Raw genomic sequence first — 12,397 nt, 5'->3', positions numbered from 1 at the left:
TTCGGAGGGTTCCCATGCTGAGAACCAGGAGGGCGGCGCTGCAGCGTCCGCTCGCGAGCGTGCTGACCGGCGCGCTCATCGCCATGGCCGCCGTCGTCGGAGTCGCCGCACCGGCGTCGGCCGCCGGCCCCGTTCTGACGACGTCGACCACCGTCGTCGCGAACGAGAAGATCACCGTGGCCGTCTCCGGCACGGGTTTCGAGGTCGCCCCCCAGTACCCGGGCCAGCCGAGCCGGCACGCCTACATCGCCCTCGTCGAGAAGGGCGACCTGACGGTCGACCAGGCGACCACGCCCAACACCTCGTTGGACGTCTCCGCTGCGGGCGAGATCACCGGAAGCCTCGAGCAGATCGCGAGCGAGCTCGATCGCACGAAGGCCTACGAGGTCATCTCGTGGCCGTCTCGTTCGTTCCCCACCGGGGCGAATCTCCTCGCCCGCGCCGACGTCTCGATCGACTGGGACGCGCTCTTCCCGCCCGTCGCCGAGTCGACCACGACGACCCTGTCGGTCTCGCCCGACGGAACGGCCGTCGAGGGCGCCGACGTCACCCTGACGGCGACGGTCTCGCCCGCGGCATCCGGCTCCGTCTCGTTCACGGCCGGTGACGCATCGCTCGGCTCGGCTCCGGTCGACGGGGGCGTCGCGAGCATCGTCACCTCGTCGCTCGCCGTCGGCACGCACAGCATTGCGGCCGCGTTCACCCCGGCCGACGCCACGGCCTACTCCGCCTCGACCGCGCCGGCGCTGAGCTACGCGGTCACCGCGAAGGAGACCGAGCCCGAGACCCCGGTGCGCGTGCCCACCCTCACGCTGTCGAAGTCGACAGGGCTCGACCCCGCGGGCGAGGAGATCACCGTCAGGGGCACGGGCTACGACCCCGCCCAGCCGATCTACCTCACGACCTGCGCCGACCGCCCGCTCGCTGAGGTCGACTTCGCCTTCATCGCGGCGGGATGCACGAGAGGCGCGAAGCTCGTCACCTCGAACCCCACCACGGCGACGATGGTGAAGTTCGCGGAGGACGGTTCGTTCGAGACCACGCTGACGGTCGCGCCGAAGGGCGAGACGACGGCGGTCTACACGATCGCCAACCACACCGGCATGACCAACCGCACCCAGGACGCGAAGGTGGTCGTGTCGTTCGCGACGACGCCGGCCGAGCCGCTCCCCGCGCCCACCCTCACGGTCACGCCGAACACGGATGTCGATCCGAGCGGTGCCACGCTGACCGTCGAGGGACGCAACTACCGCCAGAGCGAGGTCGGCGCCGGCTTCGCGCTGCGCTTCGGCTGGGTCGCCGAGACCTGGAAGCCCACCGACGGTGCCGCGGATGCCGCGCGCCCGTCGGTCTCATACGTCCGCGTGTCGGGCGATCCGACCGGCGACGCCAACCTCCCGTGGACCGAGAACGCCGATGGCACGGTCGACTTCACGTGGACCGTCCGGGTCGATGAGAAGTCCGCGAACGAGAAGCGCCCCGGCGACGACTACCGCCTCGGCGTCTTCACCTTCGGCAACGAGAAGTCGCAGGGTCTGCAGCCCGACAACGAGCTCTTCGTCCCGGTGACGTGGGCCGAGGTCGCGCCGCAGCCCGAGCCGACGAAGAGCCCGAGAATCACGGTCACCCCGAACGCCGACCTCGACCCGGCCGTGGCCAACACGCTCACGGTCGCGGGCAGCGGTTTCGTCGGCGACAGCGCCGTCAACGGCGCGTACGTCGGCTTCGGCGAGAAGTCGCTCTGGGCCGGGGCAGGGCCCCTGCCCGCCGAGGGCTGGGTGCAGCTGGCCTGGGTGCGCCCGGGCTCGATCGTCGGTGGTGCCTTCACCGTCGAGCTGACGATTCCCGCGGGCTCGCTCGACCCGACGAAGAGCTACCACGTCGCCACATCCGCGGCGCACGAGCTGTCGATGACCGACCGGACGCTCGACGCCTTCGCCGACGTCACCGTCGCGGTGCCGACGGCCCCGTTCGTCGCGTTCGCGGGCTCGGCTACGGTCGCCCAGGGTGGCGTGCTCGAGTTCACCGGCGGCGGCTTCGCGCCCGGTGACGTCGTGACGGCCGTCGCGCACTCCGAGCCGGTCACCATCGGCACGGCGACGGCGGATGCCGGCGGACGCGTGTCGTTCTCGTGGGCGGTTCCCACCGGCTTCGCGACGGGCGACCACACGCTCGAGCTCAGCGTCGGCGGCGTCGTCGCGGCATCCGCACCCTTCCGGGTCACGGCTGCCGCTGTCGCCGCAGCCGTCGAGTCGCCGGCCGCACCGTCGTGCGTCGCCCGGTCGGTCTCGGGAGCGACGATCGACTGGGGTGTGAAGGAGTCGTACCGCTCGTACATCACGGGCCCGATCGCCAAGGGAGAGATCTCCGGCGGCTGGGGCACCGGCTCGGGTGCGTACAGCCCCGAGAACGATCGCGGTCGTGTCAGCTTCGGCGGCTCGGTGCACTACACCGGCCACAGCGGTCTGCTCGACATGACCCTGTCGAACCCGCGCGTGCAGATCACCGGCGCGAACATCGCCTCGCTGATCGTGAACGTGCAGTCCAAGGGATACAACGGGTCGCCCGACGTGAACGCGAACGGCGTCGTCTTCGCGACGCTCTCGCTGCCCGCCGCCACGACGACGGCGAATCGGATCAGCTGGACAGGCGCATCGGCCACGCTGACGGCCGCGGGGGCCGAGGCCTTCGCCGGCTTCTACTCGGCGGGTGAGGCGCTCGACCCGGTGAGCATCACGTTCCCGCTCGGCGCCAAGGTGCCGTGCGACGCATCGACCGACGCGACCCTCGCCGCGACCGGTGGACAGGCGCCCGTCGACACCCTGTGGCTGGGTGCCGGGATGCTGCTGATCGGCGCGCTCGCCGTGTCGTTCACGCGTCGCCGTCGCAGCGCGCTCTGACGACTCGCTGAGCCCTCTCGTCGCACCGCCCGGGCATTGCTCGGGCGGTGCGACAATGGAGTCATGGCTGAGGAGATCACCGAACGGGTCGAGTCGGCGCGGGTGCGTCGTGTGCCCAAGTACAGCGTGTTCCTCCTGCTCGGGGCCGCCGCGGGCATCATCGTCGCGCTGGCCCTGACGTTCGGCATCCCGGATGAGGGAGTCAGCACCAACACCGGCCTGCAGTACTCCGCGGGTCAGGTGTTCGGGTTCATCGCGCTCGGCGCCATCCCGGTCTGCATGGCGATCGCGGGCGTCATCGCCCTCGTGCTCGACCGCGCCGCACGTCGCCGCACGCGCGAGGTGCGCATCCTGCACGAGCGCGTCCGCACCGTCGACGACGCCTGACGCGGGCTTGCTCGCGCGAGGTCAGGCGATGTCGGCGATGATCGGCGCGATCGCGGCGTCGAAGGCCACGACGTCGCTGCGCAGACCGTCGGTGACGGCGATCGTGAGCGCGCCGACCCACCACACGCCGCGCTGGCTCAGTGGCAGCACCTGCACGTTCAGCTCGAACGAGTGCGCCCGCCGGCCGATGCGGCGTTCGTGCTGGGCGAGCGCTCCGGCGTAGGCGCGATAGGCGACGGCGCCGGCGCCCGACGAGCGCGCCGTGTACCGGGCGTGCACGTCACGCGCGAAAGCCACCGCCTCGGTCGCGTGCGGGCGGATCTCGCGCTCGAGTCGCTCGAACCCCTCGGTCGGCAGTGCCACGAGGGTGTCGAAGCCGTCGACGAGATCGAGCGGCACGGGGGAGGGATGCGCGAGCGGCTCGACCGTCATCTCCCAGTACGCTCGCCACTGCCGCTCGAGCTCGGCCTGCGTCTCGGGGTCGCGCTCGACGGGTGTCGGCTCGATCCCACGCAGGTGGGGCAGCTCATCCGGAGTGCGGATGCCGAGCGCCTGGCGCAGGTACAGCGCGACGACGACCGAGGGCGCGGCATCCTCCCGCACCACCCACTCGGGAGTCTTCGCCGCGCTCATGGCGCCAGTTTAGAGCGGGGGTGGCGGGGTGCGGCCGGTGCCGAGGAGATGACGCTCGGCACCGGCCGAGACGTCACTCGAACTCGATCGACGCGTGTTCGTTGTTCAGCACGATGACCGGCGTGATGGGGGAGTAGCCCGCGCCGCGGATGACGCCCGTGTCGATGCGGAGCAACGGATGCCCGGCATGCACACCTTCGCCCTGCTGGACGAGCGCCTGGAACCCACGGCCCTTGAGGTCGACGGTGTCGATGCCCACGTGGATCAGCAGCTCGGTGCCGTCGTCAAGGGTCATGCCCACGGCGTGACCGGTCGGGAACACCGTGGTCACGGTGCCGTCCGCGGGCGCGACGACCGTGTCTCCGGACGGGTCGATCGCGAGGCCCGGACCCATGGTCCCCTGCGAGAACATCGGGTCGGGAACCTGCGCGAGCGGCACGACCGTGCCGGCGATGGGCTGACGCAGCCGCACCACCGCGGGGGCGGTGGTCGTCACCGTGCCCGCACCCTGCGGTGCCGACGATGCCGCGGGCGGCTCGACCTCGCGTCCGGCGAGCACGTCGTCCATCGCGTCCTTCACGAACTGCACGTTGAGCCCGTAGACCACCTGCACCGACTTCGCGCCGGAGATCATCGTGCCCGCGGCTCCGGCACGCTTGAGCGCGTCGCTGTCGACACGCGACGTGTCGGCGACCTCGAGCCGCAGGCGGGTGGCGCAGTTGTCGAGCTGGACGATGTTGTCCTTACCGCCGAGGCCCGCGATCATCTTCTCCGCGGTGGGGCCGTACCCCGCGTCGCGGCCTGCGGTCGCGGCATCCGCGTCGAGCGCGTCGTCGTCTTCGCGGCCCGGCGTCTTGAGCCGGAACTTCAGGATGAGGAACCGGAACACCAGGAAGTAGACGACGAACCAGAAGACGCCCATCACGGGGATCATCCAGGGGTTCTGCGCCAGCGGGTTGAACCAGCCCAGCACCAGATCGATGAAGCCCGCCGAGAAACCGAAGCCCATCCGGGTCGGAAGCAGCGCGGCGATGAAGACCGAGATGCCGGTGAAGACGGCGTGGACGAGGTAGAGCCACGGCGCGAGGAACATGAAGGAGAACTCGAGGGGCTCGGTGATGCCGACGAAGAACGCGGCGACGGCCGACGAGAGCAGGATGCCCGCCACCACCTTCTTGCGCTTGTCCTTCGCGGTCACGTACATCGCCAGGGCAGCGCCCGGCAGGCCGAACATCATGATCGGGAAGAACCCGGTCATGTATTGGCCGGTGACCCCGTAGACACCGTCGCCGTTCGCGCCGCCGAGGAAGTTGTTGAGGTCGTTGATCCCGGCGACGTCGAACCAGAACACGGAGTTCAGCGCGTGGTGGAGGCCGAAGGGGATGAGCAAGCGGTTGAAGAAGCCGTAGAGGCCAGCGCCCACCGGTCCGAGGGTCGCGATCCACTCGCCGAACATCACGAGGCCGCCGTAGACGAAGGGCCAGACGAACAGCAGCACGACGGCGACGACGAGCGAGATGCCTGCCGTGACGATCGCGACGGAACGCTTGCCCGAGAAGAACGACAGGGCGTCGGGCAGCTTGACGTCCTTGAAGCGGTTGTAGGCCCACGCGCCGATGAGGCCGCAGATGATGCCGACGAAGACGTTCTTGATGTTGGTGAACGCGGGATCGACGTCGGCGACGTCGGCGATGCCGAAGAACTGAGCGACGGTGGCAGGGGCGAGGAGCGTCGTGACGGTGAGCCACGAGACGAGACCCGCCAGAGCGGAAGTGCCATCCGACTTGTTGGCCATGCCGATCGAGATGCCGATGGCGAAGAGGAGCGCCATGTTGTCGAGGATCGCGCCGCCGGCTGCGAGGAGGAACGTCGAGACGATGTTCTCGCCGGCAGCGGCGTCGATCCAGTTGCCGATGCCCATGAGGATGGCGGCGACGGGAAGCACGGCGACCGGCAGCATGATCGACCGGCCGAGTCGTTGGAAGAATTTCACGGGTCACTCCGATGTGCGCGAGGGAACGGGGTTCTGACAGTATTGGTTAAGAACGTTTCCGAATTATTTCTCGGGAACTGTACTCGATCGGGGAACGTATGACTACGACGTCAGCGGAAGGCGCTGCTTCGCCGAGGGCGCGCGGCCGCCGCATCCGTCCCGAGGACGCGCGCAGCAACAACCGTCGCCTCGTCCTGCAGGCGCTCCACCGAGAGGAAGGGCTGTCGCGCGCCGACATCGCGCGTGCGACCGGACTCTCGCGCGTGACGATCTCCGATCTGGTCGGTGAGCTCGTCGACGAGCAGCTCGTCGTCGAGAGCGGCCGCGGACACCGGTCGGGGCCTGGCGCGCCCTCCCGGGCCCTCGCGCTGGCGAGGTCGTCGCGCAACGTGGTCGCCGTGTCGATCTCGAGCGGCGACACGATCGAGGGCGCCGTCGTCGACCTCGGGGGAACCGTCATCGCGCGCGAGGTCGTCGAGCGCGGCGGGTCGACCGGCGCCGAGGCGCTCGCCGTGCTCGGTGACCTCATCGACCGGCTGGTCCGCACGGCTGAGGCCCCGATCCTCGGGATCGGCGTCTCGACACCGGGCGTCGTCGACGGCGCGGGCGTCGTCCGCGAGTCGTCGCATCTGGACTGGCACGACGTCGCGCTCCGCGGCATCCTGTTCGACCGCACCGGTCTGCCGGTCTCGGTCACCAACGGGCTCAACGCCGCGGGCATGGGCGAGCTGAGCTTCGGCAAGGTCGATCACGATCTGCTGCTCGTCCGGATCGGCGCCGGCGTCGGAGCCGCCGCGATCGTGAACGGCGCGGTCGTCCACGGACGCAACTGGGCCGCGGGCGAGATCGGCCACGTCGTCGTGACGGAGGGCGAGGGCCCCGTCTGCGCGTGCGGCCGCACCGGATGCCTCGAGGCCTGGCTGTCGGTGCCGAAGCTCGAGGCTCGGCTCGCAGCGGCGCCCGACGCCGAGGCCGCTCTGCACGTTCGCCGCGAGGCGGGGCGGTGCCTCGGCATCGCGCTGTCACCGCTCGTCGCGACGCTCGGGCTGACGGACGTCGTGCTGAGCGGACCGGCCGAGCTGATCGAGGGGGCGCTCATCGACGCCGCGAGCGAAGCCATCGCAGCTCGCGTGCTGCCGATCCTCTTCGACGACCTGACCGTGCGCCTCGCCGAGACCCACGGCGACCTCCGACTGCGGGGAGCCGCAGCCCTCGTGCTGTCGGAGACCCTCGGGCTCGCCTGAGCCGAGCCCCGGCATCCGCCCTCCCGACCGAACCGAAAGAAGGAAGAGCCATGGCCGAAGTCGTCATCGTCCCCAGCGAGCAGGAGGCGGGCCGTCTCGTCGGCGACGCGATCGTCGACCTCATCCAGCGGCGCCCCGATGCCGTGCTCGGGCTGGCGACCGGGTCGACCCCGCTCGCGGTCTACCGGCATCTCGCGGAACGTGTGCGCAGCGAGGGCGTCGACGTGTCGCGCGTGCGCGGGTTCGCGCTCGACGAGTACGTCGGACTGCCTGCGGGCCACCCGGAGAGCTACCGCAGCGTCATCGAGCGCGAGGTCGTCGAGCCCGTCGGGTTCGACCCGGCCCGGATCGAGGTGCCGCACGGTGACCTCGACGGCATCGAGACCGCGGGGGAGCAGTACGAGGCCGCGATCCGCGCCGCCGGTGGGGTCGACCTGCAGATCCTCGGCATCGGCCGCACCGGGCACATCGGCTTCAACGAGCCGGGCAGCTCGCTCGCCTCGCTGACGCGCGTGAAGACGCTCACCGAGGAGACTCGGGCCGACAACGCCCGCTTCTTCGACTCGCCCGACGATGTGCCGATGCACTGCATCACCCAGGGCATCGGGACCATCCTGCGCGCGCGCCACCTCGTGCTGCTGGCCTTCGGCGAGGCCAAGGCGGATGCCGTCGCCGCCGCCGTCGAGGGACCGGTCAGCACCTCGGCGCCCGGCTCGGCCGTGCAACTGCATCCCCATGTCACGGTCGTCGTCGACGAGGCCGCCGCGAGCGCCCTGACTCAGACGCCCTACTACCGGCACGCGTGGGCCAACAAGCCCGCCTGGCAGGGCATCTGAGCCGCGGGCACGGGCGTAGTCCCGCCCAGGAGAGCCCCTGCGTTGTGCCGCGAACAGGCTGAGCGGTGCAACCTCGCCCGCCGGGCGGTGTGCGGCACACCTGAGCCTGTTGACGGCACACCCGCGTGCCCTCGCCGATCTCGAGCGCCGGAGCTGACTGTCCGGCCGTGCCTCACCGACTGTGCCCCACCGACCGTGCCCCGCCGGTTGGGTCCCGCCGGTTGGGGCCCACCGGTTGGGCCCCACCGACCGTGCCCGGTTGGGCCCGGCTCTTGTGCCGCGAACAGGCTGAGCGGTGGCGCGCTGCCCGCGCGGGCGGGGTTCGGCGCGTCTGGGCCTGTCTGCGGCGCGTGTGTCGCGCCTGCGCGGCGGTTCGGGTCATCGGAGCGGCCTATCTGCGGGCGGGCGCTCCGCCGGTCGGCGGGACGCCGCGGTCACCCAGCCCGCGGTTCCGCGAACAGGCTGAACTGCGCCCCACCGCCCAGCTGGCAACCCTTGGCTCACCTGAGCCTGTTTGCCGCACGCCGCCGGCCGATTCGGGACCGCGAGACACGCCCGGCGCTCGGGCGCTCCACGGGCCGGTACTCTGGATGCCGTGGCCTCGAGTCCCACTGATCCCTATACCCAAGCCGGCGTCGACACCGCGGCGGGAGACCTCGCCGTCGAACTGATGAAGTCGGCGGTCCGGCGAACCCACGGCGACGAAGTCCTCGGGGGTGTCGGCGGTTTCGCCGGCCTCTTCGACGCGAGCGCGCTGCTCAGCTACACGAAGCCGCTGCTGGCGACCTCGACCGACGGCGTCGGCACGAAGGTCGCGATCGCGCAGGCCATCGACAAGCACGACACGATCGGGCAGGACCTGGTCGGCATGGTCGTCGATGACATCGTCGTGGTCGGCGCGAAGCCGCTCTTCATGACCGACTACATCGCGTGCGGCAAGGTCGTGCCCGAGCGCATCGCCGACATCGTGCGCGGCATCGCCGACGGCTGCTCTGCGACGGGCACCGCGCTCGTCGGCGGCGAGACGGCCGAGCACCCGGGTCTTCTGGGCGTGAACGACTACGACGTCGCGGGTGCTGCGACGGGAGTCGTGGAGTCCGAGCAGGTGCTGGGCGCCGACCGGGTGCGGGACGGCGACGTCGTGCTCGCGCTCGCCTCGAGCGGCCCGCACTCCAACGGCTACTCGCTGATCCGTCACATCATCACCGGTGCGGGCATCGGCTACGGCGACCAGGCCGCCGACTTCGGCCGCACGTGGGGCGAGCAGCTGCTCGAGCCGACGCGCCTGTACACCTCGCCGCTGCTGCGCCTGATCGGCGAGCTCGGCGACGGCATCCACTCCCTCAGCCACGTCACGGGCGGCGGTATCGCGGCGAACCTCGCGCGCGTCCTGCCGAAGGACACGTGGGTCGACGTCGATCGCGCGACCTGGTCGCCGTCGCCGGTCTTCCGCGTCCTCGCCGACCTCGGCGGCCTCGAGCTCGAGCGCACCGAAGGCACCTGGAACCTCGGCATCGGCTTCTTCGCCGTCGTGTCGCCGGCGGCAGCGGATGCCGCGATCGCGGCCCTCGGCGCGGACGGCATCGACACCTGGCAGGTCGGCGTCGTCTCGACGGGTCCGCGTCCCGCGGGCGACTACGAACAGGGCGCCAAGGGCGTCGACGGCGGAGCAGTGCGTCTCGTCGGCGGGTACCGCGAAGCAGGAGCGAACTGACACCCCATGTGCGGAATCGTCGGAATCGTCGGGCAGTCCCCGGCGAACCAGGAGATCTACGACGCCCTCCTGCTGCTGCAGCACCGCGGCCAGGACTCGACCGGAATCGCGACCGCTGAGAACAGCGGCGTCTTCCACATCTTCAAGGCCAACGGCCAGGTGCGCGAGGCGGTCCGCACGCGTGACATGCGTTCGCTGCTCGGCAACATCGGGCTCGGCCACGTCCGCTACGCCACGAAGGGCACGGCGTCGAGCGAAGAAGAGGCGCAGCCCTTCTACGTCAACGCGCCGTACGGCATCGTGCTGGTGCACAACGGCAACCTGACCAACACGCGCGAGCTGACCGACGAGCTGTTCCGCAAGGACCGCCGCCACCTCAACACCAGCTCCGACACGGAGCTGCTGGTGAACGTGCTCGCCAACGAGCTGCAGACTACGATCTCGGGCCTCGACCTCGACCCCGACCAGGTGTTCCAGGCTGTCGAACGCGTCCACGAGCGCGTCGAGGGCTCGTACGCCGCGATCGCCCTCATCGCCGGTCACGGCCTGCTGGCCTTCCGCGACCCGTTCGGCATCCGTCCGCTCATCCTCGGCACTCGCCGGGCCGAGAACGGCCGCGACGAGTGGACCGTCGCATCCGAGTCGCTCGTGCTCGAGAACGGCGGCTTCGAGGTCGTGCGCGACGTCGAGCCCGGCGAGGCGGTCTTCATCGACGCGGACGGCACTTTGCACACGCGTCAGTGCGCCCAGCAGACTCAGCTCGCGCCGTGCTCGTTCGAGTACGTCTACCTCGCCCGTCCCGACTCGATCATGAACGGCATCTCGGTCTACGAGGCTCGTCTGCGCATGGGCGAGCGTCTCGCCGACACGATCGCCAAGTACACCCCTCAGGGTGCGATCGATGTCGTCATGCCGATCCCCGACTCATCGCGTCCGGCGGCGATGCAGGTCGCGCGCAAGCTCGGCATCGAGTACCGCGAGGGCTTCTACAAGAACCGTTACGTCGGCCGGACCTTCATCATGCCGGGCCAGGCCGTGCGCAAGAAGAGCGTGCGCCAGAAGCTCAACGCGATGTCGAGCGAGTTCAAGGGCAAGAACGTCCTCCTCATCGACGACTCGATCGTGCGCGGCACGACGTCGAAGGAGATCATCCAGATGGCCCGGGATGCCGGTGCCAAGAGCGTCACGTTCGCGTCCGCCGCGCCGCCGGTGCGCTACCCGCACGTCTACGGCATCAACATGCCCTCGCGTCACGAGCTCATCGCCCACGACCGGACGATCCCCGAGATCGCCGAGGAGCTCGGCTGCGACTATCTCGTGTACCAGGAGATCGACGACCTGAAGGCGGCGATCGTCGAGGGCACCGACATCGTCGACCTCGACATGAGCTGCTTCGACGGGCGCTACGTCACCGGGACGGTCAGCGAGGAGTATCTGAACTGGGTCGAGGGCACCCAGCAGTCGTGACTTCGCTCTGGCGAGGACGCGTCCTCGCGTTCCTCGGCGTCATCCTCGTCGCCTTCTCACTGCGCTCGGCCGTCGCGTCGCTGTCGCCGATCCTCACCGAGATCGACGCGGACCTCGGCGTGCCGTCGTGGGTGGCCGGCCTCATCGGCGCGGCGCCGCCGGTGTGCTTCGCGGTCTTCGGCGTCATCACTCCGATTCTCGAGCGGCGGTTCGGCCTGCAGCGACTCGCGGTCGCCGCGATGGTCGTCGCTGCGGCTGCCCTGCTGGGTCGAGCGCTGGCGCCGGATGCCGGCATCCTGCTCATCGCCACGACCGTGCTCTTCGCCGCGATCAGCATCGGCAACGTCGTGCTGCCGCCGCTGATCAAGACGTACTTCCCCGACCGCGTCGGGACCATGACGGCGGTCTACTCGACGATGCTCGCTGTGGCGGCCTTCGTGCCGCCGCTCGTCGCGGTGCCGATCGCCGACACCGCGGGATGGCGGTTCTCTCTCGGGCTGTGGTCGGTGTTCGCCGTGCTCGCGGTCATCCCCTGGCTCGTGACGCTGCGCCGGTCGCGCATCGCGGCGGCCACGGCGGATGCCGTCATCGCCCCGACCCCGTCGCCGAACGTGCTCAGCCGCCTCGTGCGCCTGCCGATGGCGTGGGCCGTCGCCGTCACCTTCGCGGTGTCGGCATCCAGCGTCTACGCGTCGTTCGCGTGGCTGCCGATCATCCTCGTCGACCTCGCGGGCGTATCCCATGCCGCCGCCGGTTCGCTCCTCGCACTGTTCGGCGCGATGGGGTTGCCGTGGTCGATCATCGTGCCGCTCGTCATCACGCGCTGGCAGCGGCTCGGCGTGATCTACGCCGTCGCGGCGTCGGCCGGGCTCGTCGCCGTCGCGGGACTGCTCATCGCGCCCGGGTCGGCCGTCGTGCTGTGGGTCGTGCTGCTGGGCACGCCGCAGATGCTGTTCCCGGCTGCGCTGGTGTTCATCCAGCGCAAGACGAGGACGCACGAGGGCACGGTCGCGCTCAGCGGATTCGCGCAGAGCGTCGGCTACGCCGTTGCTGCGGTCTTCCCCATCTCGTTCGCGCTGCTGCACGAGGCGACGGGGGAATGGACGGCCCCGCTGATCATGGTCGGCGTGCTGATGCTCGCTGCGATCCCCGCGGGGATCGTCGTCACACGCCCCCACACGATCGAAGACGAGTGGGAGCAGCGTCACGGCGCATGGTGATGA

General features: G+C 70.4%; 9 protein-coding genes. 7 read left to right on the top strand and 2 right to left on the bottom strand.

Annotation, left to right across the window (positions count from 1 at the left end):
- The first annotated feature begins 14 nt into the window (after nt 1–14).
- Together ACLBWJ_RS08260 and ACLBWJ_RS08255 are read left to right on the top strand one after the other, a co-directional pair.
- Nucleotides 15–2,900, top strand: a complete 2,886-nt coding sequence (locus ACLBWJ_RS08260; RefSeq protein ID WP_447660100.1) for an HtaA domain-containing protein — start codon at nt 15–17, stop codon at nt 2,898–2,900.
- Nucleotides 2,901–2,963: 63 nt separating this feature from the next.
- Entirely contained in the window at nt 2,964–3,287 is a 324-nt protein-coding gene (locus ACLBWJ_RS08255; RefSeq protein ID WP_112615791.1) for a potassium transporter Trk, read from the top strand.
- 21 nt (nt 3,288–3,308) lie between these two features.
- Here the strand turns inward: ACLBWJ_RS08255 and ACLBWJ_RS08250 are convergent, their stop codons facing one another.
- Together ACLBWJ_RS08250 and nagE are read right to left on the bottom strand one after the other, a co-directional pair.
- Nucleotides 3,309–3,920, bottom strand: a complete 612-nt coding sequence (locus tag ACLBWJ_RS08250) for a zinc-binding alcohol dehydrogenase (protein WP_447660099.1) — start codon at nt 3,918–3,920, stop codon at nt 3,309–3,311.
- Nucleotides 3,921–3,993: 73 nt separating this feature from the next.
- Entirely contained in the window at nt 3,994–5,913 is a 1,920-nt protein-coding gene (nagE, locus tag ACLBWJ_RS08245) for an N-acetylglucosamine-specific PTS transporter subunit IIBC (protein ID WP_447660098.1), read from the bottom strand.
- A 98-nt stretch (nt 5,914–6,011) separates the two neighbouring features.
- Here nagE and ACLBWJ_RS08240 point away from each other — a divergent pair, with 98 nt between their 5' ends.
- The 5 genes from ACLBWJ_RS08240 to ACLBWJ_RS08220 all read left to right on the top strand — a co-directional run bounded on the left by ACLBWJ_RS08240 (nt 6,012) and on the right by ACLBWJ_RS08220 (nt 12,394).
- Nucleotides 6,012–7,157 (top strand): ROK family transcriptional regulator, encoded by a 1,146-nt coding sequence (locus ACLBWJ_RS08240; RefSeq protein WP_064955170.1) that lies wholly within the window; start codon nt 6,012–6,014, stop codon nt 7,155–7,157.
- A 50-nt stretch (nt 7,158–7,207) separates the two neighbouring features.
- Nucleotides 7,208–7,993: a glucosamine-6-phosphate deaminase gene (nagB, locus tag ACLBWJ_RS08235; RefSeq protein ID WP_282501842.1), complete on the top strand. Its 786-nt coding sequence runs from the start codon at nt 7,208–7,210 to the stop codon at nt 7,991–7,993.
- A 595-nt stretch (nt 7,994–8,588) separates the two neighbouring features.
- On the top strand, nt 8,589–9,707 hold the full coding sequence (purM, locus tag ACLBWJ_RS08230) for a phosphoribosylformylglycinamidine cyclo-ligase (RefSeq protein WP_447660097.1): 1,119 nt from the start codon (nt 8,589–8,591) through the stop codon (nt 9,705–9,707).
- Between the two features lie 6 nt (nt 9,708–9,713).
- The gene (gene purF / locus ACLBWJ_RS08225; RefSeq protein WP_112615803.1) at nt 9,714–11,174 is read left to right on the top strand and encodes an amidophosphoribosyltransferase; all 1,461 of its coding nucleotides are present in this window, start codon (nt 9,714–9,716) and stop codon (nt 11,172–11,174) included.
- Entirely contained in the window at nt 11,171–12,394 is a 1,224-nt protein-coding gene (locus ACLBWJ_RS08220; protein WP_269266897.1) for an MFS transporter, read from the top strand. The genes purF and ACLBWJ_RS08220 overlap by 4 nt, the downstream gene beginning before the upstream one ends.
- The last annotated feature ends 3 nt before the right edge of the window (nt 12,395–12,397 follow it).

It is taken from the genome of Microbacterium sp. M4A5_1d (assembly GCF_053345465.1).
The sequence above is the reverse complement of the archived record's forward strand: the minus strand, read 5'-3'. Positions and strand labels throughout refer to the sequence as shown.

Excerpts from the sequence above, each read along its gene's own strand:
- nagB (WP_282501842.1), top strand. The coding sequence starts at position 7,208 with ATGGCCGAAGTCGTCATCGTCCCCAGCGAGCAGGAGGCGGGCCGTCTC.
- ACLBWJ_RS08250 (WP_447660099.1), bottom strand. The coding sequence starts at position 3,920 with ATGAGCGCGGCGAAGACTCCCGAGTGGGTGGTGCGGGAGGATGCCGCG.
- purF (WP_112615803.1), top strand. The coding sequence starts at position 9,714 with ATGTGCGGAATCGTCGGAATCGTCGGGCAGTCCCCGGCGAACCAGGAG.
- ACLBWJ_RS08240 (WP_064955170.1), top strand. The coding sequence starts at position 6,012 with ATGACTACGACGTCAGCGGAAGGCGCTGCTTCGCCGAGGGCGCGCGGC.
- ACLBWJ_RS08260 (WP_447660100.1), top strand. The coding sequence starts at position 15 with ATGCTGAGAACCAGGAGGGCGGCGCTGCAGCGTCCGCTCGCGAGCGTG.
- ACLBWJ_RS08255 (WP_112615791.1), top strand. The coding sequence starts at position 2,964 with ATGGCTGAGGAGATCACCGAACGGGTCGAGTCGGCGCGGGTGCGTCGT.